Origin of the sequence: Haloplanus vescus (assembly GCF_900107665.1) — an archaeon.
In the GTDB taxonomy this organism is placed as follows: Archaea; Halobacteriota; Halobacteria; order Halobacteriales; family Haloferacaceae; genus Haloplanus; species Haloplanus vescus.
This window is the reverse complement of the sequence record NZ_FNQT01000001.1, coordinates 607,649-633,112: the sequence shown is the minus strand read 5'-3', so window position 1 is coordinate 633,112 and position 25,464 is coordinate 607,649. Positions and strand designations below refer to the sequence as shown.

General features: G+C 64.0%; 28 protein-coding genes. 18 read left to right on the top strand and 10 right to left on the bottom strand.

What is annotated here, in order from left to right; all coding sequences use genetic code 11:
- Positions 1-37 precede the first annotated feature (37 nt).
- Complete coding sequence (locus tag BLU18_RS03385; RefSeq protein ID WP_092631477.1) at positions 38-655, top strand: chemotaxis protein CheW; 618 nt, start codon at positions 38-40, stop codon at positions 653-655.
- Here the strand turns inward: BLU18_RS03385 and BLU18_RS03380 are convergent.
- Complete coding sequence (locus BLU18_RS03380) at positions 652-1,050, bottom strand: DUF8057 family protein (protein ID WP_092631474.1); 399 nt, start codon at positions 1,048-1,050, stop codon at positions 652-654. The genes BLU18_RS03385 and BLU18_RS03380 overlap by 4 nt on opposite strands.
- A gap of 1 nt (position 1,051) precedes the next feature.
- Positions 1,052-1,756, bottom strand: coding sequence for an RAD55 family ATPase (locus BLU18_RS03375; protein WP_092631470.1), 705 nt, complete (start codon positions 1,754-1,756; stop codon positions 1,052-1,054).
- 128 nt (positions 1,757-1,884) lie between these two features.
- Between BLU18_RS03375 and BLU18_RS03370 the strand changes: the two genes are divergently transcribed.
- The gene (locus BLU18_RS03370) at positions 1,885-2,622 is read left to right on the top strand and encodes an RAD55 family ATPase (protein WP_092631467.1); all 738 of its coding nucleotides are present in this window, start codon (positions 1,885-1,887) and stop codon (positions 2,620-2,622) included.
- Here the strand turns inward: BLU18_RS03370 and BLU18_RS03365 are convergent, their stop codons facing one another.
- Positions 2,623-2,958 carry a winged helix-turn-helix domain-containing protein gene (locus BLU18_RS03365; protein WP_092631464.1) on the bottom strand — a complete coding sequence of 112 codons (336 nt, stop codon included), beginning with the start codon at positions 2,956-2,958 and terminating at the stop codon, positions 2,623-2,625.
- A gap of 146 nt (positions 2,959-3,104) precedes the next feature.
- On the opposite strand from BLU18_RS03365, the gene BLU18_RS03360 reads away from it, so the two are divergent.
- The 13 genes from BLU18_RS03360 (at position 3,105) to BLU18_RS03300 (ending at position 14,596) form a co-directional block, all read left to right on the top strand.
- Positions 3,105-3,386 carry a DUF7521 family protein gene (locus tag BLU18_RS03360; RefSeq protein WP_092631461.1) on the top strand — a complete coding sequence of 94 codons (282 nt, stop codon included), beginning with the start codon at positions 3,105-3,107 and terminating at the stop codon, positions 3,384-3,386.
- A gap of 196 nt (positions 3,387-3,582) precedes the next feature.
- The gene (locus tag BLU18_RS03355; protein ID WP_092631458.1) at positions 3,583-4,254 is read left to right on the top strand and encodes an archaellin/type IV pilin N-terminal domain-containing protein; all 672 of its coding nucleotides are present in this window, start codon (positions 3,583-3,585) and stop codon (positions 4,252-4,254) included.
- 70 nt (positions 4,255-4,324) lie between these two features.
- Positions 4,325-4,909 (top strand): DUF7500 family protein, encoded by a 585-nt coding sequence (locus BLU18_RS03350; protein ID WP_092631455.1) that lies wholly within the window; start codon positions 4,325-4,327, stop codon positions 4,907-4,909.
- An 82-nt stretch (positions 4,910-4,991) separates the two neighbouring features.
- On the top strand, positions 4,992-5,351 hold the full coding sequence (gene cheY, locus BLU18_RS03345) for a chemotaxis protein CheY (protein WP_049936755.1): 360 nt from the start codon (positions 4,992-4,994) through the stop codon (positions 5,349-5,351).
- Between the two features lie 2 nt (positions 5,352-5,353).
- Entirely contained in the window at positions 5,354-6,580 is a 1,227-nt protein-coding gene (locus tag BLU18_RS03340; protein WP_092631452.1) for a chemotaxis protein CheC, read from the top strand.
- Between the two features lies 1 nt (position 6,581).
- Entirely contained in the window at positions 6,582-7,082 is a 501-nt protein-coding gene (locus BLU18_RS03335; RefSeq protein ID WP_092631449.1) for a hypothetical protein, read from the top strand.
- A gap of 137 nt (positions 7,083-7,219) precedes the next feature.
- A complete protein-coding gene (locus BLU18_RS03330) occupies positions 7,220-8,650 on the top strand; it encodes a FlaD/FlaE family flagellar protein (protein ID WP_092631446.1) in 1,431 nt (476 codons plus the stop codon).
- Positions 8,640-9,071 (top strand): archaellum stator protein ArlF, encoded by a 432-nt coding sequence (locus BLU18_RS03325; RefSeq protein ID WP_092631443.1) that lies wholly within the window; start codon positions 8,640-8,642, stop codon positions 9,069-9,071. The genes BLU18_RS03330 and BLU18_RS03325 overlap by 11 nt, the downstream gene beginning before the upstream one ends.
- Positions 9,071-9,517, top strand: a complete 447-nt coding sequence (locus BLU18_RS03320) for an archaellum stator protein ArlG (RefSeq protein WP_092631440.1) — start codon at positions 9,071-9,073, stop codon at positions 9,515-9,517. The genes BLU18_RS03325 and BLU18_RS03320 overlap by 1 nt, the downstream gene beginning before the upstream one ends.
- A complete protein-coding gene (locus BLU18_RS03315) occupies positions 9,514-10,272 on the top strand; it encodes an archaellum protein ArlH (RefSeq protein ID WP_092631437.1) in 759 nt (252 codons plus the stop codon). The genes BLU18_RS03320 and BLU18_RS03315 overlap by 4 nt, the downstream gene beginning before the upstream one ends.
- Entirely contained in the window at positions 10,272-11,945 is a 1,674-nt protein-coding gene (locus BLU18_RS03310; RefSeq protein ID WP_092631434.1) for a type II/IV secretion system ATPase subunit, read from the top strand. Before BLU18_RS03315 ends, BLU18_RS03310 begins: the two co-directional genes overlap by 1 nt.
- Positions 11,945-13,693: an archaellar assembly protein FlaJ gene (gene flaJ / locus BLU18_RS03305; RefSeq protein ID WP_092631430.1), complete on the top strand. Its 1,749-nt coding sequence runs from the start codon at positions 11,945-11,947 to the stop codon at positions 13,691-13,693. Before BLU18_RS03310 ends, flaJ begins: the two co-directional genes overlap by 1 nt.
- A 33-nt stretch (positions 13,694-13,726) precedes the next feature.
- Complete coding sequence (locus BLU18_RS03300; RefSeq protein WP_092631427.1) at positions 13,727-14,596, top strand: CheF family chemotaxis protein; 870 nt, start codon at positions 13,727-13,729, stop codon at positions 14,594-14,596.
- On the opposite strand, the gene BLU18_RS03295 is transcribed toward BLU18_RS03300, so the two are convergent.
- The 5 genes from BLU18_RS03295 to BLU18_RS03275 are packed head-to-tail and all read right to left on the bottom strand — an operon-like array spanning position 14,593 to position 20,533.
- Positions 14,593-15,459, bottom strand: coding sequence for a CheF family chemotaxis protein (locus BLU18_RS03295; RefSeq protein WP_092631424.1), 867 nt, complete (start codon positions 15,457-15,459; stop codon positions 14,593-14,595). The genes BLU18_RS03300 and BLU18_RS03295 overlap by 4 nt on opposite strands.
- Entirely contained in the window at positions 15,456-16,670 is a 1,215-nt protein-coding gene (locus BLU18_RS03290) for a HEAT repeat domain-containing protein (RefSeq protein ID WP_092631421.1), read from the bottom strand. Before BLU18_RS03290 ends, BLU18_RS03295 begins: the two co-directional genes overlap by 4 nt.
- A 1-nt stretch (position 16,671) precedes the next feature.
- Complete coding sequence (locus BLU18_RS03285; protein ID WP_092631418.1) at positions 16,672-17,490, bottom strand: CheR family methyltransferase; 819 nt, start codon at positions 17,488-17,490, stop codon at positions 16,672-16,674.
- The gene (gene cheA, locus BLU18_RS03280) at positions 17,487-19,466 is read right to left on the bottom strand and encodes a chemotaxis protein CheA (protein ID WP_092631414.1); all 1,980 of its coding nucleotides are present in this window, start codon (positions 19,464-19,466) and stop codon (positions 17,487-17,489) included. The genes BLU18_RS03285 and cheA overlap by 4 nt, the downstream gene beginning before the upstream one ends.
- Positions 19,463-20,533 carry a protein-glutamate methylesterase/protein-glutamine glutaminase gene (locus BLU18_RS03275; protein WP_092633596.1) on the bottom strand — a complete coding sequence of 357 codons (1,071 nt, stop codon included), beginning with the start codon at positions 20,531-20,533 and terminating at the stop codon, positions 19,463-19,465. Before BLU18_RS03275 ends, cheA begins: the two co-directional genes overlap by 4 nt.
- Before the next feature lie 252 nt (positions 20,534-20,785).
- Between BLU18_RS03275 and BLU18_RS03270 the strand changes: the two genes are divergently transcribed.
- Positions 20,786-21,217 (top strand): chemotaxis protein CheW, encoded by a 432-nt coding sequence (locus tag BLU18_RS03270; protein ID WP_092631410.1) that lies wholly within the window; start codon positions 20,786-20,788, stop codon positions 21,215-21,217.
- Positions 21,218-21,433: 216 nt separating this feature from the next.
- Positions 21,434-22,036, top strand: coding sequence for a response regulator transcription factor (locus tag BLU18_RS03265; protein WP_092631407.1), 603 nt, complete (start codon positions 21,434-21,436; stop codon positions 22,034-22,036).
- Here BLU18_RS03265 and BLU18_RS03260 read toward each other — a convergent pair.
- A complete protein-coding gene (locus BLU18_RS03260; protein WP_092631404.1) occupies positions 22,033-22,461 on the bottom strand; it encodes a universal stress protein in 429 nt (142 codons plus the stop codon). The genes BLU18_RS03265 and BLU18_RS03260 overlap by 4 nt on opposite strands.
- Positions 22,462-22,560: 99 nt before the next feature.
- On the opposite strand from BLU18_RS03260, the gene BLU18_RS03255 reads away from it, so the two are divergent.
- The gene (locus tag BLU18_RS03255; RefSeq protein WP_092631401.1) at positions 22,561-23,193 is read left to right on the top strand and encodes a halocyanin domain-containing protein; all 633 of its coding nucleotides are present in this window, start codon (positions 22,561-22,563) and stop codon (positions 23,191-23,193) included.
- Here BLU18_RS03255 and BLU18_RS03250 read toward each other — a convergent pair whose 3' ends face one another.
- Positions 23,194-25,461 (bottom strand): PAS domain S-box protein, encoded by a 2,268-nt coding sequence (locus BLU18_RS03250; protein ID WP_092631398.1) that lies wholly within the window; start codon positions 25,459-25,461, stop codon positions 23,194-23,196. It abuts the gene before it with no gap.
- Between the last annotated feature and the right edge of the window lie 3 nt (positions 25,462-25,464).

Here is a 25,464-nt window from a genome sequence, read left to right as displayed (position 1 = left end):
TTTATTACGGGGTGGTCCGAATCTCGGCCAAGACCACATGTCCGACCCGACCACACGATCCGACGCGGTGGGAGACGATGCCATCGACTCCGAAGTCGTTCAGGCGCTCTCGGGCGCCGATACGAGCGACGCCGAATCGTCGGTCGCCGCCGTCCTCGAAGCGATGGGCGACGACGAACACACAACTGACGACGACACGGCCGACGAGGAGACGGAGGACGACGACGAAACCATCTCCGTCTTGGAGTTCGTCTTGGGCGACGAGCGCTACTGTCTCGATATCACGTACATCGAGCAGATAGTCGAACGCGGCACCGTGACTCGAATCCCGAACGCGCCGGCGTTCGTTGAGGGCGTCATCGACCTCCGCGGCGACATCACGACGGTCATCGACCCGATGGAAACGCTGGCGGCAGAGTCCGGCGGGGACGGCGACCTCATCGTCGTCTTCGATTCGACGCAGATGGACGACGAGTGGAGCGTCGGGTGGGCCGTTGACGGTGTCCGGCGCGTCTCGACGGTGTCGCTGTCGGCGGTCAAGGAGTCACCCGTCGACGAACCGTGGATCAACGGCGTCGTCAAACGGCAGGAAGACGGCGAGTTCGTCATCTGGACGGAGCCGGGCGAACTGATGCGCGACGGCGACGCGGCCTAGCGCTGGCGAAGAAACTCTGGCAGTTGCAGTCGGTCCATCCCGTCGTCGGGGACTGCGGTCGGCTCGGGCCGTGACATCATGTCTGGCCGGCTCGTCCGCGACTTGGGGGCGTCGGCGGCAGTGTCAGCCTCGGACGCACCCGTCGGTTCGACGACCAGTTCTTCCCACACCGCGGTTCCGTCGCCGCTTCGCCCCGACGCCTTCCGTCGGCCTTCGTCGTACGAGAGTTCGATCAGGCTGCGCTCGTAACTCGTGTCCGCGTCGGCCACCACGCGGTCGTACTCCTCCTGATTGGGTTTACCGAGCGCACGCGCGACGCCGAGGGCGAAGGCGCGTTCGAGCGCCGCTTCCTTGCCCAGATTCTCCCAGTCGGTGCCGAACTCGGTGTCGTACATATCAGGCCTCGATGTCCTGCTCCGGTCGGACGTGCAGGCCATCGTCCTCGAACTCGATGGCGTGGATGTCGCTGTCGATGTCCGTCCCCCGCATCTTGATTATCTGGACGCCCCGTCGCATCCCGTCGCCCTCCATGTAGTTGTGCATGAAGATGACGCCGTGTGCGAGGTAGTGTTCGTCCGCGTAGGAGGTCGGGTCCGTCATCTCGGAGATGAGCAGTGTCGTCGCGTCGACGCGCTTCAGCGAGGTGAGGAACTGGACGAACGCCTCGTGGTTGTCCGGATAGAAATACTGGAGGATCATCGTCGAGTCGATGACCAACCGGTCTATCTCCCGGGAGTTGATGAAACTGACCAGCCGGTTGGTCATGTTCTGGACGCCGGAAGAGAAGTCGTTGCCGCCGGGGCCTTTCAGGAGGCGCTTGGCGTTCGAATCGAAGACGTTCCGGAACTGGAATTTACCGGACTGAGCGGCCTTCTCGAAGCCGAAATTGTAGGAACTCATGTCGTGAATCAGTTCCTCCTCGGTTTCGTGCATGCTCAGGTACAGACACTTCTCGCCGACGCGGGCCCCCTCCGTGACGAAATGCGAGGAGAGGGTCGTTTTTCCGCTCCCCGGCGGTCCGCTCAGGATGTACAGCCGATTTTGGAGGAGCCCCCCCTCGACGAGTTCGTCGAAACCGTCCACGCCGGTGGAAAGCCTCATTGACTGGTACTCGCCACACCCGATGAAATAGGTTGCGTCCGGGTTCTCAGGTCTGATAAGCCCCGGGGGAGCCGCCGTCTCGGGCGCGTTGCGAATTTATTTCAATCAGTCCGCGTAACGGGATTGTAATGACCGAGCTGACGCGAACTGGCATCGAAGGGCTCGACTCGATTCTCGGTGGCGGGATCGTCGACAACGCGACAGTCCTGATCAGCGGCAATCCGGGGACTGGGAAGAGTATCCTCGGGTTGCAGTACATCTACAACGGCGTTCAGGAATTCGACGAGACGGGCATCTATCTCTCTTTCGAGGAGAACCGGGAGGACATCGCCCAAGCTGCGGAGTCCATCGGCTTCGAGAACTGGCGCGAACTCGTCGAGGACGACCAGATTCTCGTCTACGACAAGCAGGAACTCCTCCGACACAACGACTTCAACGACACGCTGGACCTGCTTCTCGAGGAGTTCGAGGAGATGGACTACGACCGCTTCGTCCTCGACTCGCTGACGATGTTCGAGTTGTTCTTCACGGACGAGCAGGAAAAGCGGACGTACCTCCTCAAGTTCTCCGACATCCTGAAGGCCAACGGCTTGACGTCGTTGCTCATCGCCGAGCAGTCCGCCGTCTTCCCCGAACAGGACATCGGCCTCGAGAACTTCCTCACCGACGGGAACATCTACCTGATTCAGACGCCGACGGAGTCGGGCGTCAACCGATACATCTGGGTCGCGAAGATGCGCAAGCAGAACATCGAGACGGACATCTTCCCCATGGACATCACCGACGGGGGCATCACCGTCCACGAGCGAGCCGCGGGCTTCTCGATGATGGGTAGCGGTGGAAACTCCCCGTTCCCCGGCGAGTAATCACTCGGAGAGCTGTCGCCACGCTTCGTCGAGGCGGTTTTTGATCTGCTGTCGTTCCTCGACGTCGACGTCGACATCGCCCTCGCTGAATCGAACGACGACTTCCTCGATGTTTCGGCGATAGACGTTGACGCGGCGCCGCTCGTCGGAGAGCACACGGTCGTGGTGTTCGAGTAGGTCCGCCTCTTGCAGCTCCTCGATGCGCCGATAACAGGTGGCGATGGGCACGTCGAGTTCATCGCTGAGTTCCTGTGCCGACCGCGGTTCGTGAGCGAAACTCAGTATTTGCGGGTTGTACTCGTTGCCCAACACCCGCAGCATCTCGGTCCCGTCCATTCGTTATCAGTTTAGATATGAGGCGTCATAATAAAATGTACTGTTGAGCGCGTGTGCGAGGGCGACGTTGCGCACGGGCGTATCAACGTTGAGAATATCACGGCTAGATTTATATCCTGTTGCGGTAAGGTGGCTCACGAACCCCAATGCTCGTCGTCGAATACCTATACCTCGCCGCCACCGGCGTGTTGGTCCTCTCCGGGCTCACCATGGTCGGGATGGCGATCAAGGCGTACCTCCAGACTACCCGTCGAGCGATGATTCACGTGTCCCTCGGATTCGGTCTCATCGCTGCTGCCGCCATCGCGACTGCAATCAGTGCGTTCGTCACCGACTTCGACGGCGTCCGCTCGCTCCTGTTGGTCAACAACGGACTCTCGTCGCTCGGCTTCATCTTCGTCGTCTACAGTCTGGTAATCTACGACTAATCCTCCGTTCGAGACGATCTCCCTGCACTTCGGCTCCTTCAAATATTCTCTACAGTAATAATCTCGGTACTCTGGGTTTGAGGGCTTCTACCTGCGATTTTCACTACTGATATTCGGGTGCATATCTTTATTACTGATTTCGAGAACGGTAGAGCAGAGCCCGCGGGCACCACGACCCCGGGTTACACATCAAACAATGTTCGAAGAACGAACTGACAGGGGTCAAGTCGGTATCGGGACGCTCATCGTGTTCATCGCGATGGTCCTGGTCGCAGCGATCGCGGCCGGCGTTCTGATCAACACGGCTGGCTTCCTCCAGACGCAGTCTGAACAGACGGGTCAACAGAGTAGTTCGCAGGTCACCGACCGGCTCGAGCCGGTGTCGAAGACGGGGAACGTCTCGGTGTACAACAGCTCGAATAGCCAAGTCGTCGCCGAGGGTTCGGAGAACCTCTCCGCGGCGAACCAATCTCTCAGGGTGAACGAGGTTTCGCTGGTCGTCCAGAAATCGCCGGGCGCCAACGACATCAACATGAGCGCGACGACGTTCGAACTCATCGGGCCCGACGGTACTGACCGATTCCCGTTCACGAATGACACGGCCGTCAACAGCACGCGGGCCCTCCAGGACGACGATGACTCGATTAACGCCAGCCGAGGTAACGGTCTGATCCTGAACAGTCGGACTGACCGACTGGTGGTCACGATCAACATGACCGCCTTCGCCAACAACGATGAATTCGTCGGCGGGCCGCTTGAACCCGGTCAGACGGCGACGCTCCGAGTCAACACCGAAAGCGGTGCGACGTCCATCATCCGCATTCAGGTGCCCCAGTCGCTCTCGGGCGAGGAATCCGTCGAACTATAAACCGCCGCTCCGCGCGGTTCCACCGAATCTTTATGTTTTCACCCTCGCAAGTGGTAACACTGCCCGGGGTATGCCATCAGACTCAGACGACTCCGTCTCGGATCGTGGCAAGGTGCTCACCGAGGAGGAGTTAGACATCACTAGACACGACAACGTGGACGAAATCGACGACGGCCGCTACGTCGTCTCCACCGGTGGGCCGACGAGCGACGACGCCGCCGACGCCCGCGACGAAGAACGCGACGCGTCGGACCCGCCCGAAACCGACGACACGACGTCCGACGACCAGTCGTCAATCACCGAGGCGGACGTCAACGCGTGGCTCGACGACCACTACAGTACCATCGACGCCAAGTACGGCTTCCACGCCACCGCCAAGTTCGACGATGGCGTCAGCCGCCATCAGGTCGTCTCCAACGACGTGGTCACCAGTTTCGAGTCGCTTCTCATCTGGTACGCCCAACACGTCGGCGATGGGACGCCCGTCGAGGATGTACTCGGCATCCTGCTCGCCGAGTCGAGCGTCTCCGTCCGCTACCCTGTTCGGACGCTCACCGGACTGCTCAAGCGCTACGACCTTGACCGCGAGGACTCCATCGACGATCTCATACAGGCCGTCTCCGACGAGCAAGCCGTCGCCCTCTCCGAAGACTGACCGTATCGCCTGCCGGCATCCGTATCAGGACTGAGAATCGCGCCCGAGTCTTTATTTACGGTGTCGTGAATTCACGGGATAGATGCCACCGCAAGTACTACTCGTCGACGATTCGGATTTCATGCGCAACCTCCTGCGCGAGATTCTGGAAGAGAACTTTGAAATCGTCGGGGAAGCCGAGAACGGCGTGGAAGCCGTCGAACTCTATCGCGAACACGACCCCGACCTGGTGATGATGGACATCGTCATGCCCATCCGTGACGGAATCGAGGCGACGAGCGAAATCACCGGGAGCGACCCCGACGCGAACGTCATCATGTGTACCAGCGTCGGTCAGGAGGAAAAGATGAAAAACGCCGTCAAAGCGGGGGCAGACGGCTACATCACGAAACCCTTCCAGAAACCGAACGTGCTGGAAGCAATCGACGACGTCGTGGCCTGACGATGCGGGTTGATATCCAGTCGCTCGGCACGTACAACCGCCTCGCACAGGAGGGGGCGGAACACGCCGCAGCGTCACTGACCCAGATGACGGGCATCGAGACGTACGTCGACGTGACCAACGTCACCCTGATGTCGAAACGGGACGTGGAGGACGTCTTCGGTGGCACGACCTTCGTCGGCGTCCAAATCGGTCTCGACGGTGGGCTCTCGGGACAGACTGCGCTCGCGTTCGACCGTGGGAGTGCAGCGAGCATCGTCGACGTCTTGGTTCCCGGTGCGACGGCGAGCGAAGACGACGAGTTCGACGACATGGCCCAGAGCGGTCTCAAGGAGATTGGCAACATCATGATGGGTGGGTTCGTTGACGGGTGGGCCGACTACCTGACCACGAACGTCGACATGACGCCGCCGACCTACGTCGAACGCGACGGGACCGACGTGTTGCCGAACGGGGCGCTCGAACGCGCTGACGAGGAACACGTCTTCGTCTTCGAGAGTCAGATGACCGCCGTCGACGAGGAGATAGACGCCTACATCTACATGCTCCCGGAGTACGGCGCCTTCGCGGAGATGCTCGAAGCCAGCGACGACCACGAGGACGCCATCCCGATGGACAAACTGACCGTCTTCGACGAGATGACGCGCCAGGGCGCCGAACGGGCCGCCCAGAACGTCTCCTCGATGACGGGCATCGAGACTGACGTTGACGTGAGTCGTCTCAGCTTCGTCCCCATCGAGGACGTGCCGAACACGGCCCGCGACGAGGTGTATCTCGGGACGGTCATGGAGTTCAAGGGGACGCCCGGTGGCTATCTCGCCATCCTCTTCGACGAGCCATCGGCCCGGACCATCGTCGACGCGACGGTGCCGATGGAACTCGACGAACCACTCGGTGACATGGGCGAGAGCGCCATCGAGGAACTCGGCAACATCATGACCAGCGGGTTCATCGACGGCTGGGCGAACGTGCTCCAGACGAGCATCGATCACACGCCCCCGGAACTGGTTCACGACATGGGGACGGCCATCCTCAGTCCCATCGCTGGCCGCCTCGGTCAGTCCCAGGAGTACGCGTTCCTCATGGACTCGGCCGTCGTGACGCCCGAGGGGGAGTTCAACTGCGAAATCTACGCCATCCCGGACGAGCGAAAGCTCAAGGAAGCCCTCGACTCCCTGTTGGTCGAGCGACGCGACGAACTCGAGGCCGATACAGAATCGCTCTTCTAACATGGAGACGTATGGCGCAGAACCGACGTCGAGTGCGACCCAGAAGCGCGTCGGCATTGCGGAGTTCGCCGTCACGGACGGGGGCGCCGTGCTGTCGACGAGCGGCCTCGGTTCCTGTCTCGGCGTCGCACTCTACGACGAGCGGGCGGGCGTCGCGGGCCTCATCCACACCATGCTTCCGGCAGCGCCGGAGGACTGTCCGAATCCGGTGAAGTACACCGACACCGGCATCGACACGCTCCTCGCGGCCATGGCCGCTGAGGGGGCGACCACCGCGAACGTCACGGCGAAGTTGGCCGGCGCCAGCGCCATGTTCGACTTCGACAGTCAGGAGGAATCCATCGGCGACCGGAACGTCGCCGTCGCTCACGAGGTGTTCGACCAGCGCTCTATCCCCATCGTCGCCGAAGACGTGGGCGGCGATTCGGGGCGCTCGATCAAGTTCCGTGGCGACACGGGTGAGTTACTCATCGTCTCCAGCGGCAACGAAACCCGTCTGTAGCGCCGCGCTGACGCGTCAGACGAACGTCATGCGCATATCAGAATTGATAACTTAAGGACAACGATTAAAGTGAGTGCAGGCGTGAAAACATACGATAGCATGGGTTCGACGGAACGTCGCGTAACTGAGGGGGCCGCATGGAGCTTCTAGAGCGGTTTCTCGGTAGCGACGACGACGAGTCCAGCGCCGACAGCGGCGAGGACGACATGTTCTTCGAAGAGGACGACGACCTCGACGATTTCGGGGGCGACTTCGAAGACGACGGCCTCGGATTCGACGAAGGTGACGAGGGCGGCGGCGGCGATGCGGCGACCGCCGAACTCGAGGGCCGAATCGACGAGTTGGAGAACGAAGTCGCCAGTCTCTCCTCGACGGTGAGTACGATTCGCAGCGAGAACGAGGAGATAAGCAATACCGTCGAGGACGTGGAAGAGAACGTCCGGAAACTGCTCGACATCTACGAGATGGTCACCCGCGGCGTCAACCCCTTCGTCGACGACGCGCAGGCCGGCGGTGGGGGCTTCGACGCCGGCGGTGGCTCGATGAGTCTGTTCGACAACGACGACGGCGACGACGAGGCCGAAGACCTGGACTCCGACGTCGCCGATGCCGAGGCGGAGGACTTCTTCGACGACGACTTCCTCGACGACGAAGAGGACGACGACGGTTTCGACGACTTCGAGACGACGGACAGCGATTCGACCACTTCAGAGACCATGGAAGACGACGAAGACGACTCCGACGACGCCGGCAAATCGTTCGAGGAACTGAAAGACGAGTACGACAGCGGCGACGCCGACTGGGTCGACGAGGATGACGGCCTGATGGACGACGGCGATGACTTGATGGACGATGGTGACGACCCCATCGACGACGACGGCGACGACCTGATGGATGACGACGATGACTTGATGGACAACGGTGACGGCCTCATCGACGACGGTGACGACTGGGACGACGACACCGAAATCGGCGACGAGGCCGGGGTGGACGACTCCTTCGACGACGACTTCGACGCCGACGACGGCCGCGGCGGTGACGACGCCTTCGACACCACCGACTCTGTCGACGAGCCCGGTGATACCGAGGCGGAACCGGCCGAGATGGTCACGGACGGGGCCACGGAACAGGCGCCGCCGACGCCCGACACCGACGACACGGCACAGGCCGGCGACCTGCAGTTCGCGGCCAACACGATGATGCAGGGCGCCGGCACGACGAAGCCGTACCTCGAAACCGTGCCCGCCGGCTACGTCGGCGATATGCTCGTCATGGAGTGGCTGGAGTATCTGGTCGAGCAGAGCGACGTGGAGGACGCAGTCCGAGCGGTGGAGTACTACCGCCGCGTCCAGTGGGTCGGCGAGGACGCCGCGGACGAACTCCGCGATTTCCTCGTCGGCTTCGGTGACTTGGACGCCGACCGCGAGGTGACCGGGCCGCCCTCGGCGCTCTCCATCGACCACCACGTCGCTAGCCTGCGATACATCAGCCGTCTCACGGGGTCGACCGCGGACTCGGTCGTCTTCGACTGCTGGAGCGGTGACGGGGGGGTTCCCTTTGGGCTTTAGCGTCAGCGGTTCGGCGGCGATAATCTTCGTCGGCCTGTTTCTGGCCTTCTCGACGGCGTACACCGCCTCGGCCAACGGGTTCGAACGCGTCAGCGACGCCACGGCGGCGGTCGACGACCAGACGCTCGAACGCCAGAACACGGCGCTTAACGTCACGACGGCCACCTACGACGCCGGCAACGAGACGCTGATCGTCGACGTGGTCAACGAGGGGAGTACGTCGCTGTCGGTGAACGCGACGGACCTCGTCGTCGACAACACGTACCGGACCGACTTCGCCGTGCGAAGCGTCGACGGCGACAATTCGACGTCGTTGTGGCTCCCGGGCGAGCGACTCCACCTCGAAGTCTCGATGTCGACGCAGCCGACCCGAATCAAAATCGTCACTGGCCCCGGCGTGGCCGCGACGGAGGTGGTCTGATGGCGAGCGTCTCGGCATCGCACCTGATTCTGTTCATCGCAAGTATGGTCATCGCGGCGGGTGTCGCCGGGACGTTCACGCAGGGCGTGTCACGGCTGAGCCAGGGCATCGACGACCAGAGTCTCGAAGTGTCCGAGGAAGTGCGAACGGACATCGAGGTGATTAGCGACGCCGGTAGCCCCGTCTACGACAACTCGTCGAACACGGTGACCATCCTGGTGAAGAACACGGGTACGTCGACGATACCGGCCGAATCGCAGTTCATCGAGATACTACTGGACGGACAGTACCAGACGAACGTCACCATGACCGTCGTCGACGGTGACCGGTGGCGGCCGAACAACGTCGTCCGCCTCGAAATCGGGGGCGCCGACCTCTCGTCGGACGACCACCGCGTGAAACTCATCGTCAACGGCGACGAGGAGGTGTTTCGATTCCGATCATGAGTCAGGCTGGCACTAACCTACTGTCGCTCGGACTGGAATCGCACGACCGCCTCAACAAGGAGCTCGGCGGCGGTATCCCGCGAGGGAGTATCGTCCTCGCCGAGGGGGATTACGGGGCTGGCAAGAGCGCCCTCTCCCAGCGGCTCACGTACGGCTTCTGCGAGGAGGGCCACTCTGTCACCTTCCTCTCGACGGAGCTGACGACGCGCGGGTTCATCGACCAGATGCATTCGCTGTCATACGACATGGTGGACCACCTCCTCGACGAGAACGTCCTCTTTCTCCACGCCGACTTCGACACGAGTGGGACGTTCTCCGGCGAGGGCGACGGCGAGCGCAAGGAACTCCTCAAGCGCCTGATGAACGCGGAGGTGATGTGGCAGTCGGACGTCATCGTCATCGACACGTTCGACGCCATCCTCCGCAACGACCCGCAGTTCGAGGCGCTGGTCCGACAGAACGAGGAGCGACAGGCCGCCCTCGAAATCATCGGCTTCTTCCGCGACATCATCTCGCAGGGGAAGGTCGTCGTGCTGACGGTCGACCCCTCGACGGTCGACGAGGAAGCCATCGGCCCGTTCCGCTCCATCGCGGACGTCTTCCTCGAACTCGAGATGGTGGAGGTCGGCAACGACGTCCGCCGACAGATTGCCGTCAAGCGCTTTGCCGGTATGGGACAGCAGGTTGGAGACTCGATCGGCTACTCCGTCCGCTCCGGGACGGGAATCGTCATAGAAAGCCGTAGTGTCGCATAATGACAGAACTCGGAACCGCCACCCCGTCGGACGAACTCAAGCAGATTGCAGCCTCCCGGCCGCACCTCCGCGACCATCTGAAGAAGTTCAAACAGATTACTGGCGAGTTCCCACTGCTCATCGACGAACCGACCAGCGACTACGAGACAAGCCGGCCGAACGTGCTCTATCACATCGGCGGGCCCATCTACTGCCACATCTACGGCGACCTGGGGCAGGACATGAAGTATTACGCCATCGAGCCGTCGCTGTCGGGCAACGAGCAGACGCTCTTCTCCCAGATTCGCGACAAACTGCTCGACCGCAGCGTCAACAAGTCCGTCCCCGAGGAGGAGTCCGAGTACGACGACCGAATCGAGGAACTCCTCCAGGAGACGACGACCATCGAGCGCGACCGGAGCGGCCTCCGATACTGGCTCGACCGCCTGCTCCAGTTTTTGAACCTCGGTGACATCCGCGTCAGCGAGCAGACCTACGAGAACATCCGCTACCGGCTCAACCGCGACATCGTCGGCCTCGGACCGCTGGAACCGGTTATGCGCGACCCCGCCAACGAGGACGTTCACGTCATTGGTCCCCACCAGTGCTACGTCGACCACGGCACCTACGGCCTCATCGAGACGACGGTCGATTTCGGCACCTCGGAGCAGTTCGACTCCTGGATTCGGAGCATGGGCGAACGCATCGGCGACCCCGTCTCCGACTCCAACCCCATCGTCGACTCGACGCTCCCGGACGGCTCCCGTCTGAACGTCATCTACTCCGACGACGTGAGCGTTCAGGGGCCGAGTCTCACCATCCGTCAGGGCGACGAGACGCCGCTCTCCATCAACCAGATTACCAAGTGGGGGACGCTCTCGCCCGAGCTCGTCGCCTACCTCTGGCTCTGTCTGGAGAACGAACAGACCGTGTTCGTCGTCGGCGAGACGGCGTCCGGGAAGACGACGACGCTCAACAGCATCATGTCGTTCATCCCGCGGGACTCCAAAATCTACACCGCCGAGGACACCGCCGAGGTGCTCCCGCCCCACGACACGTGGCAGCAGTTGCTCACCCGAGAGGGCGGCGCCGAAGGCGACTCCGACGTGGACATGTTCGACCTCGTCGCCGCGGCACTCCGGTCCCGCCCCGACTACATCGTCGTGGGTGAGGTCCGTGGCGAGGAGGGTCGGATGGCGTTCCAGGCGGCCCAGACCGGCCACCCCGTCATGCTGACCTTCCACGCGAGCGACATCGTGTCGATGATTCAGCGGTTCACCGGCGACCCCATCAACGTCCCCGAGACGTTCATGGACAACGCCGACGTGGCGCTGTTCCAGAACCGAGTCAAGCAGGGCGACGACGTGCTTCGCCGCGTGACGAGCGTGCAGGAAATCGAGGGGTACTCCAAGGAGATGGACGGTGTCGTCACCCGACAGGTGTTCAGCTGGGACCCCGTCGAGGACGAAATCGTCTTCCAGGGGATGAACAACTCCTACGTGCTCGAAGAGCAGATTGCGACGCTGCTCGGCTACGCCGACACGCGCGACATCTACGACGACCTCGACTTCCGGGCCCGACTCGTCGAGCGCATGATCGAGGAGAACATCCTCGACTACCACGAGGTCAACGAGGCCATCAAATCCTTCCAGCGCGACGGCGTCGAGGGTCTTCCGTTCGATATACACAAATAATGGCCTCCTCTGAACCGACCTCGGAGAGCGGGACCGACATCACCGCTTCGGAGACGCTCGCGGACATCGTCGAGGCCTACGAGCGCATGGATATGGAGATGTCGCGGTATCTCCTCTTCATCGTCCTGCCATCGGCGGTGTTTTTCGTGGGGTCGGTCGCCATCGCCATCTTCGTCGACCTGCCGCTCTCGGTTCAGCTTCCGATTCCGCTTCTCGGCGGCCTCGTGCTCGCCGCCGCCGTCGCGTACCCGAAACTCCTCGTGAGCCAGGAGCGCGTCGAGATGGAGAACCAGTACCACCTCCTGATGACACACATGACGGTCCTGTCGACGACGAACATCGACCGCATGGAGGTGTTCCGCAAACTCGCCGAGGAAGAGGAGTACGGCGCCCTCGCCACCGAAGTCGACCGCATCGTCCAACTCGTCGACACCTGGAATCAGAGCCTCGACGACGCCTGTCGCCGCCGCGCCCGGCGCATTCCCAGCGACCACCTGGCCGATTTCTTCGACCGCCTCGCCTACACCGTCAACGCCGGGCAGGAGCTCAGCGAATTCCTCCTCAGCGAACAGCAGGTGATGATACAGAACTACGTGACGATGTACGAGAGCACGCTCGACAACATCGAGGTCATGAAAGACCTCTACCTCTCGATGGTGCTCTCGATGACGTTCGCCCTCGTGTTCGCCATCGTCCTCCCCATCCTGACGGGGACGAATCCGACGATGACCGTCGGCGCCGTCATCGTGCTCTACGCGTTCGTCCAGACTGGCTTCTTCCTCGTCATCCGGACGATGTCGCCGTACGACCCAATCTGGTACTATCCGGACAACGTCCGCCCGCGCGGCGAGTGGACGATGATCGGCAGTCTCGCCCTCGGTGCCGTCGGCAGTCTGGTCCTCGTCGCTCTCGTCGTTGGCGACCTGTTCGGCATCGGGCCGGGCGTCACCGACTTCCTCCCGGTGTCGACGCTCCCACGACCGCTATACATGGCCATCCCCGTCACGCCGCTCGCGATTCCGGGTGTCGTCTTCCGCCTGCACGAGGAGCGCATCAAGGCCCGCGACGGCGAGTTCCCGAGTTTCATCCGGGCGCTCGGGGCCAGCGAGACGGCGAAGCAGTCGACGACCACTGCCGTCCTCAAAACCCTGCGCAAGAAGGACTTCGGCCCGCTCACCGAGGACATCGACGACCTGTTCAAACGGCTGAACATGCGTCTCGACCCCGACCGTGCGTGGCAGTATTTCACCGCCAACACGCGGTCGTATCTCATGCAGAAGTTCAGCGAGATGTACCTCGTCGGTAGACAGATGGGGGGCGAGCCGAAACAGTTGGGCGAGCTCATCAGCGAGAACATGAACCACGTCAACCAGCTCAGACAGCAGCGTCAGCAGGCGACGGTGACGATGATCGGTCTCCTCTACGGTATCACCGCCGCCTCCTCGTTTGCCTTCTTCATCGGCTTCAAAATCGTCGACATCCTCGCCGGCATGTCTCTGGACCTCGGTTCGAGTTCCTCGTTCTCGGCCGCCCAGCTCATTCACACGCAGGTGTACGACCTCCCGGTCATCCAGTTCATGCTGCTCGGCGTCGTGATGATCAATGCCGTCCTCTCCTCGCTCATCATCCGGACCGTAGACGGTGGGCACAAGGCCAACGCCCTCCTACACTTCGTCATGCTCACCTGGATCGGCTGTGTTATCGCCGTCCTCACCATGTCCGTCGTGGGGGGGTTGCTGGATGTCTGAACGGCAGGGTCGCGCCACTTGTGAGGTGGTGCCGTGAGCGAACGCGTCATCGCCGACTTCGTCGGCGAGTTCTTCCTGACCGATATGGACCGTGACGACCCGGTTCAGGGTCGTATCGTTATGAGTCCGAAGCGTCTCGTCCTCGCCGCTGACGACCACAAGGTGACGATTCCGACCGACGATATCTTCGACATCGCCGTCGGTCACGTCCCGCCGGAGATGCGCGCGTTCTTCAGCGACTCCGTCACCATCGCCTACCGCGAGGGCAACCAGCGCCGGATGGCGGTCATCGAAGCCGAGAGCAACACCGTCGACAAGTTCTCCACCGTCCTGTTCAAGGCGCATCTGAACGGGCAGACGGCGCTGGTCCAGCATCCCGCCCGACGCGGGGGGCGCGTCGTCGATTCGCCCGTCACCAAGGCTCGCCTCGCCGTCGACGGCAAGACGCTCTCGTTCAGCGGCCCGGACACCGACTTCTCCATCCAACTGGCGACGGTGACAGACTTCGAGAAGGAGACCCGTGCGCTCGACGGCGAGGACCGCCCCGCACTCTCCGTGAGCCACGTCCCCGGGACGACGACGCTCGTCACCGTCGTCTCCCTCCCCTCCGAGCGCGTGATGAACCTGCTCGGTCGCTACTTCCGCTTGGAGTACAGCGACCTGGTGGAGGACCTCGCGGACGTGTCCCTCTCCGACGAGGAGGTGGAGGTCCTCGTCGCCATCTACTCTGCCGGCGAGGGGGTCGACCCGCTCTCTGTGGTCTCCGGGGACGCCAGTCAGACGACGATGGTGTTGAACGGGCTTCAAGAGAAAGAGCTCGTCGCCGACGGCGACGCGGGCGTCGTCCTGACGCCGAAGGGACGCGTCGTGGTGAACAGTCGCCTTGAAGAGGTCAACACTTAGTTGTCGTTCATCGCCTCGCTGGCGATGTTTCGGCCGCGTGCGTTGAGCGCGACTTCCCGCCGGACGCGAATCTCCTCGATGATGTCGAGTTCGATGAGGCGGTCGAACACCTCCTCGACTTCGTCGACGTCCATCCCGAGGAAGTCGGGGATTTCGAACGGCGAGACCCCGGAGTAAAGCGCCATCAGCACCTCGTTCTGGCGCTCGGTGAGGTCGACGCCGATTTCGGTCTGACTCTTGCCTTTCTTGAGCAGGGTTTCGAGAATCGTACACCGTCGCTGCGCCCCGGAGATGTACGTCTGGACGCTCGTGCCCTCCTCGCTGTGCTCGACTTCGATGACCCGTCGCTTCTCGTCGTTGACCGAGCGCTCGTTGGTCTCCATCGACCCGATGTCGTCGAGGTCGATTTCGACGAAGGAGCCGTCGGCGACGGCGAGGGCGACGGCGTTCTCCTCGATTTTCAGGCGGGCCTTCTCCCACTCGGCGTCGGTAACGACGCCGCCCTCGACCGCCGGGTGGCGAGCGAGGATGACGGTCCGGTCGAGGAGCGCCCGATACAGCATTCGCTCGAACGATTCGCTGTCCTCCGCGGAGACGAGCACCACGTCGTTGGAGGCGAGTTGGAGGCTGACGTAGCCCGACACCTTCGCCACGAGTTGGTTCACGTCCGTCCGCCCTTCGAGGCTCTGAATCTTCGGGAGCGGGATGGTCCGCTTCCCGCTGTTGCTCGCGAGCACCAGCCGTTTGTTCGAGAGGAGGATTCGCCCGCCCGTCCACTCCGCGTCGTTCAGCTCTCGGCCGTCCTTGACGACCTGCGTGAACTTCCCGCGCGTGTCGACGATTTTGCGTTCGCCCTCGCTCATCGTCGCCCTCCGAGTTTCGACAGTGCCGAGAACGCCTGTTTGCGGACCGATTCGTCGTCGGTGCGGTCGAGCATCCCCTCCAGTTGCTCGCGGGCCCGTTCCCCGCCGACCTTGCCGAGGACGAACACCGCCTTCGACCGCGCCTCGGACGAGCAGTCCGGGTCCTCAAGCAGGTCGAGCAGTTCGTCTTCGACCGTCTCGCCGCCGAGTTCGACGAGGCTCGTCGCCGCGAACTGCGCAGTCGTGCCGTCGTCGGCGTCGAGGGCGCTGATGAGCGCTTCGACGGCCTCGTCCCGGCCCACGTCGCCCGCGACGCGCCCGAGGAGCCACGCCACGTTGCGCCGCTCTCGGGGCTGACGGCTCTCCGTCAGGAGTTCGACCAGCGGGTCGACGACGCTCCGGTCCGCGGCGCCGAGGCGGTCGACCACCGTCTCCCGGATGCGGTGGCTCTGCTCGGTGGGCGCCGCCGCGAGCAACTCGACGATAGAGAAGACGGCCGCCCGCCGGACCGTGTCGCTCTCGTCGTCAAGCGCCGTGATGAGCGGGTCGATGGCCGCCGCGCCTCGGTAGCTGCCGAGCGCCATGACGGCGGCGTACCGGACTTCTTGGTTGTCGTCTTCGACGGCATCGAGAAGCGGCGAGAGCGCGCGGTCGGTGCCGATGGCCGCGAGGGCGTCGGCCGCCTCGCGGCGCACGTCCCCGACAGGGTCGGTGAGTCGATTCGCGAGTGCGTCACTCGCTCGCTCGTCGCCGATGGCGCCGCAGGCACGGGCTGCCCGCGCGCGAACTCGCGGGTTCGGGTCGTCGAGCGTCTCGACGAGGGTCGGGAGCGCGCTGGCGTCGCCCAGCTGGCGGAGCGCGTTCGCCGCTGCCATCCGAAGCTCTGGACGGTCCGCCGAGAGCGTCTCCACGAACGCCTCAGCGCGCACCCAGTCGGCCCCATCCGCGTCGACACCAGCCATCTCGGCGACGAGTCGCTCGATGGCCTCGGGGCCGATGCGGTCGAGGGCGTCGATGGCGGCCCCGCGAACCGCCTCGTCGTCGTCGCTCTGCGCTCTCTTGACGAGGGCGTCGACCGCCTGTGGTTCGTCGTCGACGACGTCGCCGAGGATGGACGCCGCTCGCTCGCGGATGGACGCCGAGTCGCTCAGCTTCAGGTGGTCGAGCAGGGCGTCCACGTCGCCGTCCTTTTCGAGCTGGTAGAGGGACATGTTACGTTCGACGGTACACCCGCCGTCGCTTGTCTACCGTCTCGATCGCGTCTCGACTCTCGCGCGGCAGCGTCTCGGTCATGCCGATGACCAGATAGCCGCCCTCGCGGAGCGAGGAGAGCACGGTGTCGACGACGGCCCGCTTCGACGCCGTGTTGATGTAGATGAGCAGGTTCCGACAGAGCGCGAGGTCCACGTCGCCTTTCGGCTCATCGGCGATCAGGTCGTGCTGTTCGAACCGCACCAGGTCTTTGACCTCCGAGCGGACGGCGAACGTGTCGCCGTCGCGTTCGACGTAGCGTTCGGCGTCGTCGAGCGGTTCGAGTTCGGACGCCACGTCGCGGGTCGTCGTCGTCTCGTAGACGCCGTCGCGGGCGCGCTCTAGCACGTCGGCGTTGATGTCGGTGCCCACGATTTCGAGGCCACGCGTCCGAATCTCGTCGTCGTCGAGGGCGAGCATCGCCAGCGAGTAGGGTTCGCGCCCGTCCGAGCAAGGCGCACTCCACACCGTCGTTCGCCCGCGCCCGTCCGTCAGCTCGCGGAGCGCGTCCCGAATCGGCTCCCACGCCTCCGGATTGCGGTAGAAGCTGGTCACGTTGATGCTCAGTGAATCGAGGAGCGCCTCGGGTTCCTCGGGGTCCGAGCGCACGACATCGAGATACTCGTCGTACGTCTCGGCGTCACAGCGGCGCATCCGCGCCGAGATGCGGCGGTCCAGATACGACTCGTTGTAGTACGAGGACTCGAAGTCGAGGTGGCTCTCCAGGTGGTCGAGCAGGGCGTCGAACGCCGCGTCGGTCTCGGACGAGTCGGAGCTCATAGCGTCACGACATCCAGGATTGGCACGATGTTCCCGTCGCCGAGCACCGCCGTCCCACTGAGTCCGGGAATCCCGCTCAGGACCCCTTCGAGCGGTTTGACGACGACCTCTTCCTGTTTGTTCACCGTGTCACAGCGGAGTGCGGCCCGGCGCTCGGACTTGCGGATTCGGAGCACCATCCCGTCGCCGTTGGCCGTCTCGCCGGGCACGTCGAGCTCCGACGCGAGGTCGACGACGGGGTAGATTTCGTCGTCGTGCTCTATCATCGGCTCCTCGTTTATCGTCTCGATGTCGGGCAGGCGGCTCACTTCGTCGATGTTCTTGATGGGCACGCCGTACTCCTCGTCACCCACTTCGACGAACAGCACCTTGACGATGGCGACGGTCACCGGGAGTCGGAGGGTGACGGTCGTTCCTTCGCCGTGCTCGCTCTCGACGTTCACGGAGCCGTCGAGCTGTTTGACCGTGCTGTGGACGACGTCCATCCCGACGCCGCGACCGCTCACGTCGGTCACCTCGTCGGCGGTGGAAAAGCCCGGATGGAAGACCAGGTCGTACACTTCCGAGTCCTCCATCGATTCGAGTTCCGCCTGAGAGCGGACGCCCTTTTCGAGGGCCTTCTCCCGGAGTTCGTCCACGTCGAGGCCGCGGCCGTCGTCCTCGACGGTGATGGTGACGTGGTCGCGCTCCCGGTCCGCGCGGAGTTCGATGGTCCCCTCCGGGTCCTTGCCGGCCGCTTCGCGCTCAGCGGGCGGTTCGATGCCGTGGTCGACCGCGTTCCGCAGGATGTGCATCAGCGGATCGCTGATTTCGGTCAGGATGGTCCGGTCGAGTTCGATATCCTGCCCCTCCATCCGGAAGTCGATATCTTTCTCCTGCTCGCGGGCGAGGTCACGCACCAGTCGCGGGAACTTGCTGATGACCTTCCGCATCGGAATCAGCCGCATGTCCATCACCGTGTTCTGGAGATTCCCGGTGATCTTGTCGAGTTCGCCGAGCGTGTCGCTCGCGCCGCCCACGTCGCCGTCGTCGACGGCGCGACGGAGCTTGATGCGACTGGTGACGAGCTGTTCGACCAGTCCGTGCAGGTCGTCGAGCTGGTCGACGTCGACCCGGACGGAACTGATATCGCGTGACGAGCCGTTGCTCGTGCTCTCGGTCGACTCCTCAGTGTCCGCGTCGGCCGATTCCGCGTCCGTCTCGTCGTCGACGGTGGGTTCCGCGTCGTCCGTGCGCTCGCTCGTTTCGTCGTCTTCGCCCGCTTGCGACAGGGTCGCGTCGTCGATGGCGGACACGCGGTCGAGCGTCGTTCGGAGTTCGTCTTCGGTCGTCGACGCGACGACGACGTCGAAGCCGTCGTCGTACTCGCCGTCCTCGATGGCCTCGGGGTCGGGCGTCGAATCGACGAGGTCGCTCTCCTCGCGGATGGCTTCGAGGACGAGCATCCCGTCGACGCCTTTCATCTCCGAGTCGCCGATTTCGACGGTGACCTCGAAGGTGTCGACTTGGTCGGTCGTCTCGTCCGCTGTGTCGTCATCCTCGTCGCCTCCTGCGCTCGTCTCGTCGCCTCCTGCGCTCGTCTCGTCGCCACCGGCGCCCCCGTCTTCGATGACGGTGCGAATGTCGTCCTCCAGGTCCTCGGTCTCCACGTCGACGGTGCCGTCGTCGTCGATGGATTCGACGGCGAGTTCGAGGCGGTCGACGCCCGCGAACACGAGGTCCATCACCTCGGGTGTTACCGTCATCTCGCCCTCCCGGACCTCGTCGAGGAGGTCCTCGAGGGCGTGTGCGAGGTCGCTGGCGTCGTCGTACCCCATCGCCCCGAAGTTCCCCTTCAGGGTGTGCGCCGTCCGGAAGATGTCGTCCATGGCTTCCTGGTCGTCGGGGTCCGACTCCAGCGCCAACAGGGAGTTGTTGAGGTCGGTCAGTTGCTCTTCGCTCTCGTGGACGAATGCTTGGACGTACTCGTCAGTCATGCGTTCACCTCAATCCGGGTCGCGTCGAGGATGCCGTCCGGCACGTCGTCGCCGGCCAGCACGTCGTCGACCGCCCCGAGTTCTATCGCTCGCTTCGGCATCCCGAACACCGCCGACGACGCCTCGTCTTGGGCGATGACGTGACCGCCGGCGTCTCGAATCGCGCGGGCGCCCTCCGCGCCGTCCGCACCCATTCCAGTGAGGACGACGCCGACGAGGGGGCCGTCGACCGTCTCCGCGGCCGACTGCATCGTCACGTCGGCGGCCGGACGGACGCCGTGTTCCGGCGGGTCCTCGGTCAGTTTCACGCGGAGTCGGTCGCCGCCGGCGCCGGCGACGACGAGATGACTGCCACCGGGGGCGACGAGCGCTTCACCGCCGCCGATTCGGTCGCCGTCGGACGCTTCGCGCACGTCGTACTCGCTCGCCGCGTCGAGGCGGTCGGCGAACCGTTCCGTGAACGCGTCGGGCATGTGCTGGACGACGATGATTCGGAAGTCGGCGTCGCGGGGGAGCGCCCCGACGACGCGTTCGACGACCGTCGGCCCGCCAGTCGAGGAGGCGATGAGCACCGTCGCGCCCTCGTACTCGCTGTCGGTCCGTGTCGGGCGCTCACTGGGTCGCTCGCTCGACGACCGACTGCTCGCGTGGCCGCCGTCTACGTCGGCGCCGGCGACGGCTTTCACCTTCTGGACCAGTTGCGTCTCTTTGCTCGACATCTGCGTGCTGACCTCTCCACCGGGTTTGGTGAAGAAATCGACCGCGCCGGCGTCGAGGGCCTCGAACGTCACATCGGCGCCGTCGGCCGTGTGCGCGCTCAGCATGAGAATCGGCGTCGGACGCTCCGCCATGATGCGCTCGACGGCCTCTAGCCCGTCGACGTCGGGCATCTCGAGGTCCATCGTCACCACGTCGGGTTCGTGTTCGAGGACGGCCGTCACCGCCTCGGCCCCGTCGGCGGCTGTCGCGACGACGTCGACGCCGCCGTCGTCGAGCATGTCGGAGAGCATCGTCCGCATGAAATGCGAGTCGTCGACGACGACGGCCCGAGGCGTTGCTCCGGTCATCGACGCCCCGCCCCACTCGTTCCGCATCGCGCCCGCGGCGTCGCGACGGTCTGGAGCAATCCGTCGGTTCCGGGGGGGATTCGTCCGTGCATACGTTGCTCGTCCGTTCCCGTAGCGTCGAAATAAATACACCGGCACGGTTATCAGAACGGATAATCCGACCAGTACGCTTAACCGGAGATTTGTCGATAGGACAGGTATGCAGCCACGCGACGGGCGGCAGATATGGATCTACGTCGAACGGGGGGACCGATGAGCAAAACGGCGTCTCGCGCTCGAACCGTCCAGTTGCTGGAGTTCGAACTCGGCTCGGAGACGTACGCGGTCGACATCGCACACGTCGCCGAAATCGTCGACGTGAACGACCTCACGGTCGTGCCCAACGCGCCCCGACATGTCGAGGGCGTGATGGACCTTCGCGGGAAGACGACGACCATCGTCGACCCCAAGTCCGTGTTCGGCATCGACAACGACGGTGCTCGACAGCGTATCGTCGTCTTCGACCAGGACCACACCATCGGCGGGAAGGCGGTGGGGTGGATTGTCGACGAGGTAGAACAGGTCGTGGAGGTCGACCGGGAGGACGTCGAACCCTCTCCTGTCGACGACGACGCGGTCCACGGCGTCATAAAGCGCGAGGGCGAATTCGTCATCTGGGTTCGCCCGACCGTCCTCGATGCCTAGTGCATCCCGGACAGACGCCCGTATCGGGGCGTCAATCCGACGACCTGTATCACGCCCGAGAATTCGGCCAACAGTTTCATATACAGCGAGTGGGTTCCAACAGTCGAAGCTGAGCCGGCGAGATGTCGGTTCTGGGGCGGTGCGGTGGGTCGGCCCTCTGCCGATTTCGATGGCTGTCGATTCCCCGCGCGCCACCTGCGACCAAGGAGCCAGACAATGACGACCACGCTCTCAGACGCGACGGTGCTCATCGTCGACGACGAGCAGTCGCTGGCCGATCTGTACGCGTACTGGGTCGACGAGTTCGCCGAGGCGCGCACGGCCTACGACGGAACAGAGGCTCTCGAAAAGCTCGACGAGACCATTGACGTCATGTTGCTCGACCGCCGGATGCCCGGTCTGTCCGGCGACGAAGTCGTCGAGGAAGTCGAGAAGCGGGGCTTCGACGTTCGCATCGTCATGGTGACGGCCGTCGACCCCGGGTTCGACATCGTCGACATGGGTATCGACGACTACCTCATCAAGCCCGTCGACCAGCCGGAACTCGTCGAAACCGTTGAGCGCATGGTCGTCCGGAGCACGTACGACGACCAGTTACAGGAGAAGTTCCGCCTCGTCGAGAAGAAGGTCACCCTCGAATCGGCGAAGACACCACACGAACTCGAGGAGAGCGAGGAGTACGCCGACCTGATTCGCCGCCTCGACGCTATCGAGCGTGACCTCGACAGCGCAGTCGAAGAGTTCGACGACTCCGATTTCGCCGTCGCGTTCCGCGAACTCCCCAACGGCGGGTCGGTCGATTCGACCGAAGGCGATTAGCGGACGACGGTCACCGGCACCGGCGACCGACGGACGACTGTTTCTGCGACGCTCCCGAGGAGCACGCGTGTCACACCTTCGCGCCCGTGACTGCCGATAACGATGGCGTCCACGTCGTTGTTCTCCGCCCACTCCACAATGGCTCGTGAGGGCATGCCAATCATCGTCTCCGTCTCCACCTCGACGCCAGCGCTCTCTGCGCGCTCGCGTGCGTCAGCGAGAATCGATTCCGTCCGCTCCTCGGCGGACTCTTGCAGTCGTTCGAACGTGCTCGGTGCGGCCTCGATAGAGCCGTAGCCCATGTCGGTCGGGTCGATGATAGACAGGACCGTCAGGTGCGCGTCGGGATACTCTTCGAGCGCGAATTCCAGTGCGGTGTTTGCGGGATCCGATCCGTCGACGGGGACGAGCAGTCGTTTCGACATCTTGTCTGTCCATCGGTTCGACGCCCCCGTAAGCGTGGGGGTATTCTCGCCGCGCGGTGGATAGTCAGGTTTTCGTAGGATGGCACCCAACCCCTCGGTATGGGAAGCCATCGTTCCGCCACGCGACGCGGGTTTCTGACGACCGTCGCGGGCACGGCCGTGACGGCGGCTGCCGCCGGCACCGCCACAGCGCAGGCGTCGTTCGGCGGCTGGATGAGCGACGTTGGCAACTACAGCGAGGTCGCCGACGCGACCGGACAGGACGAAGTGACCGTCTCTGTCGGCGCAGAGGGCAACGGCGGCGCGTTCGCGTTCGACCCGCCGGCCGTCCAGGTCGACCCCGGGACGACGGTCGTCTGGGAGTGGACGGGCGAGGGCGGTCAGCACAACGTCGTCGCCGAGGAAGGCGGCGACTTCGAGAGTGAACTCACCGCAGAAGCAGGGTTCACCTTCGAACAGACCTTCGACTCCGAAGGCGTCGTCAAGTACTACTGCCAGCCCCACCGGGGACTGGGGATGAAAGGCGTCGTCGTCGTCGGCGAGATACCCGAATCCGACGGCGGCGGTGGTGGCGAAGGTGGCGGTGGCGGCGGTGGTGGCGGCCCGGCCGTCCCCGATAGCGCCAAGTCACTCGTCATCGCGCTGACGACGGGGATGATGTCCATCCTCGCGCTCGCGTACTTCTTCATCCGCTACGGCGGCGACTACGGCGACGCGTACGACAGCGCCTGATTACTCGATTCGCTCGACGCCCGTGATGTCGAAGCGGGCGCCGCCGTCCTCGCTGTCGCCGACCGCAATCTCCCAGCCGTGAGTTTCGACCACGTCGCGAACGATGGTGAGTCCGAGTCCGGTGCCGTTCTCGTTGGTCGAGTACCCCGATTCGAAGACCCGCGTCCGGTCCTCGACCGGAATTCCCACGCCGTCGTCGGCGACGTAGAAACCGTCGTCGAACGCCCCGACGGTGACGACGTGTGAGTCGGGCGCCGAAGACTGTGTATCGTTCGTCGGGCCGTGCTCCACACTATCGCCGGACTCCGTCCGGCTGTTCGTGGAGCCGTGCTCCACGCTATTCCGAAACAGATTCTCGAACACCTGCGCAAGCTGGCTCTCGCTCGCCCGAATCGTGCAGTCGATATCGTGTTCGAGTCGGGCGTTACCCGTCGCGACGTTGGCCCAGCACTCCTCGACGAGCGTCCCGAGGTCGACTGGATGGCGGTCATCGTCGCCGCTGGTGAGCGTCAACAGGTCGTCGATTAGCCCGCTCATGCGGTCGAGCGCGTTCGTGGCGACGTCGACGTGGGCCGATTCACACTCCTCGCTCGCGAGTTCGAGATGGCCCGCGGCGACGTTCAGCGGGTTGCGGAGGTCGTGGCTGACGACGCTCGCCAGCTCTTCGAGCCGTTCGTTCTGTCGCCGAAGTTCGCGTTCGTGTTCGACGCGCTCGCTCACCTCGCGCGCCGTCGAGAGAATCGCTGTCTCACCCCGGTACGGGACGCAGGTGGCGCTGACCTCGACGGGGATGTGTTCGCCCGATTTCGTCTCGTGAGTCGTCTCGAAGCGCGTAATCGTGTCGCTATCGAGCCTCGCCAGCCGTTCCGATTCGACCGCCGCGCTCAGATTCGGGTCGATGTCCGGCGGCCGAAGCGACAACAGTTCCTCCCGCGAGTAGCCCAACCGCTCCACCGCCGCGTCGTTGACGACGCGGAACGGCTCGCCCCCTTGCCTGAGGAAGACGGCTTCCGGAAGCCCCTCGAACAGTTCCCGGTACTCGGCCCGCGACCGTTCGAGTTCCCGCTCGTACCGTTTCTGTTCCGTGACATCGAGGAGTGTGCCCATAATCGCCGGCTCGCCGCGGTAGTCGATTCGGCCGCCGTGGACCTCGAACTCGATGCGCGACCCGTCGCGCCGCCGTCCGCGGAGCGTGTACCGCAGGTCGTCGACCTCGCCGGACTCGCGTCGTCGCACGTTCCGTCGGAACGTCTCTCGGTCGTCCTCGACTACGAGCTCGATCGGATTCACGTCGAGTAACTCCGCCTGTGTGTAGCCGAACATGGCCGCGAGGCGAGGGTTGACGTAGACGAACTCGTCGTCCTGGATGACGTAGACGCCGACGAGGTTCTGCTCGACGAGTCGTCGATACTTGGCCTCGGACTCGCGCAAGTCCGCCCGAACGTCAAGTCGGTGGAGCGTGTTGGCCACGTCGTCGCTCAGCGTTTCGAGCACGTCGCGCTCGGCCGGGGTGATTTCGTCGCTCTCCGGCGCCCCGACGACGAGCGCCCCGTACCGTGTCGAGTCCCGTGTCAGCGGCATCGCCGCGACTGTCGAGCCGCCGCGGACCGCGTCGCCACCGTCCGTCTCGACTGCGGGCGTGCCGTCTATCAGCGCCGTTCGGACGGCGGGAATCGAATCGAGGGAGAAGTCGTCTGGGTCGTCGGCGACGACGGTGCGGGCGCTCACCTCCCCGTCTTCGAGGGTTCCGATGGCGATCCACGCGTATCGCTCGACGGTGCTCAAGCGTTCACAGACCGCTCGCTCGGCGGCCGTCGCGTCGTCGGTCCGGACGAGCGTCCGCATCACATCACTGGCCACCGTCTCGAGGTGGTCGATGTGGGTCGCGTGTTCGTCCGTCCGGCGCTCGGCGACGGCCGATTCGACCCGTTCCGCCAGTACCGCGTACGGCTCCGTCACCCCCTTTCGGACGTAGTCGGTCGCCCCCGCGGCGAACGCCTCGCTCGCGACAGCCTCGTTTCCGTCGTCGGTGAAGAGGACGAACGGGAGGTTAGCGTCCCGCTCTCTGACGGTTCGAAGGAAGTCCAGTCCGTCGCTGTCCGCCACGTCGTACTCGCTCACGAGGCAATCTATCGGCGCCGATTCGAGGCGGTCGAGCGCCGCCCGTGGCTCGGGCTCGGCCGTCACGACGAAGCCATCGGCGGCGCGTTCGAGGTCACTCGCGACGGCCTCGTCGTCGACCACCAGTACCCGAATCTGTTCCCCCATCTG

What these genes read in the sequence shown, in the direction of transcription:
- BLU18_RS03355 (WP_092631458.1), top strand. Translation starts at nt 3,583, where the DNA reads ATGTTCGAAGAACGAACTGACAGGGGTCAAGTCGGTATCGGGACGCTC.
- BLU18_RS03380 (WP_092631474.1), bottom strand. Translation starts at nt 1,050, where the DNA reads ATGTACGACACCGAGTTCGGCACCGACTGGGAGAATCTGGGCAAGGAA.
- BLU18_RS03340 (WP_092631452.1), top strand. Translation starts at nt 5,354, where the DNA reads ATGCGGGTTGATATCCAGTCGCTCGGCACGTACAACCGCCTCGCACAG.
- BLU18_RS03285 (WP_092631418.1), bottom strand. Translation starts at nt 17,490, where the DNA reads ATGAGCTCCGACTCGTCCGAGACCGACGCGGCGTTCGACGCCCTGCTC.
- BLU18_RS03335 (WP_092631449.1), top strand. Translation starts at nt 6,582, where the DNA reads ATGGAGACGTATGGCGCAGAACCGACGTCGAGTGCGACCCAGAAGCGC.
- BLU18_RS03310 (WP_092631434.1), top strand. Translation starts at nt 10,272, where the DNA reads ATGACAGAACTCGGAACCGCCACCCCGTCGGACGAACTCAAGCAGATT.
- BLU18_RS03365 (WP_092631464.1), bottom strand. Translation starts at nt 2,958, where the DNA reads ATGGACGGGACCGAGATGCTGCGGGTGTTGGGCAACGAGTACAACCCG.
- BLU18_RS03370 (WP_092631467.1), top strand. Translation starts at nt 1,885, where the DNA reads ATGACCGAGCTGACGCGAACTGGCATCGAAGGGCTCGACTCGATTCTC.
- BLU18_RS03295 (WP_092631424.1), bottom strand. Translation starts at nt 15,459, where the DNA reads ATGAGCGAGGGCGAACGCAAAATCGTCGACACGCGCGGGAAGTTCACG.
- BLU18_RS03375 (WP_092631470.1), bottom strand. Translation starts at nt 1,756, where the DNA reads ATGAGGCTTTCCACCGGCGTGGACGGTTTCGACGAACTCGTCGAGGGG.
- BLU18_RS03270 (WP_092631410.1), top strand. Translation starts at nt 20,786, where the DNA reads ATGAGCAAAACGGCGTCTCGCGCTCGAACCGTCCAGTTGCTGGAGTTC.
- BLU18_RS03250 (WP_092631398.1), bottom strand. Translation starts at nt 25,461, where the DNA reads ATGGGGGAACAGATTCGGGTACTGGTGGTCGACGACGAGGCCGTCGCG.
- flaJ (WP_092631430.1), top strand. Translation starts at nt 11,945, where the DNA reads ATGGCCTCCTCTGAACCGACCTCGGAGAGCGGGACCGACATCACCGCT.
- cheA (WP_092631414.1), bottom strand. Translation starts at nt 19,466, where the DNA reads ATGACTGACGAGTACGTCCAAGCATTCGTCCACGAGAGCGAAGAGCAA.
- BLU18_RS03265 (WP_092631407.1), top strand. Translation starts at nt 21,434, where the DNA reads ATGACGACCACGCTCTCAGACGCGACGGTGCTCATCGTCGACGACGAG.
- BLU18_RS03385 (WP_092631477.1), top strand. Translation starts at nt 38, where the DNA reads ATGTCCGACCCGACCACACGATCCGACGCGGTGGGAGACGATGCCATC.
- cheY (WP_049936755.1), top strand. Translation starts at nt 4,992, where the DNA reads ATGCCACCGCAAGTACTACTCGTCGACGATTCGGATTTCATGCGCAAC.
- BLU18_RS03315 (WP_092631437.1), top strand. Translation starts at nt 9,514, where the DNA reads ATGAGTCAGGCTGGCACTAACCTACTGTCGCTCGGACTGGAATCGCAC.
- BLU18_RS03330 (WP_092631446.1), top strand. Translation starts at nt 7,220, where the DNA reads ATGGAGCTTCTAGAGCGGTTTCTCGGTAGCGACGACGACGAGTCCAGC.
- BLU18_RS03320 (WP_092631440.1), top strand. Translation starts at nt 9,071, where the DNA reads ATGGCGAGCGTCTCGGCATCGCACCTGATTCTGTTCATCGCAAGTATG.
- BLU18_RS03360 (WP_092631461.1), top strand. Translation starts at nt 3,105, where the DNA reads ATGCTCGTCGTCGAATACCTATACCTCGCCGCCACCGGCGTGTTGGTC.
- BLU18_RS03275 (WP_092633596.1), bottom strand. Translation starts at nt 20,533, where the DNA reads ATGACCGGAGCAACGCCTCGGGCCGTCGTCGTCGACGACTCGCATTTC.
- BLU18_RS03255 (WP_092631401.1), top strand. Translation starts at nt 22,561, where the DNA reads ATGGGAAGCCATCGTTCCGCCACGCGACGCGGGTTTCTGACGACCGTC.
- BLU18_RS03350 (WP_092631455.1), top strand. Translation starts at nt 4,325, where the DNA reads ATGCCATCAGACTCAGACGACTCCGTCTCGGATCGTGGCAAGGTGCTC.
- BLU18_RS03260 (WP_092631404.1), bottom strand. Translation starts at nt 22,461, where the DNA reads ATGTCGAAACGACTGCTCGTCCCCGTCGACGGATCGGATCCCGCAAAC.
- BLU18_RS03290 (WP_092631421.1), bottom strand. Translation starts at nt 16,670, where the DNA reads ATGTCCCTCTACCAGCTCGAAAAGGACGGCGACGTGGACGCCCTGCTC.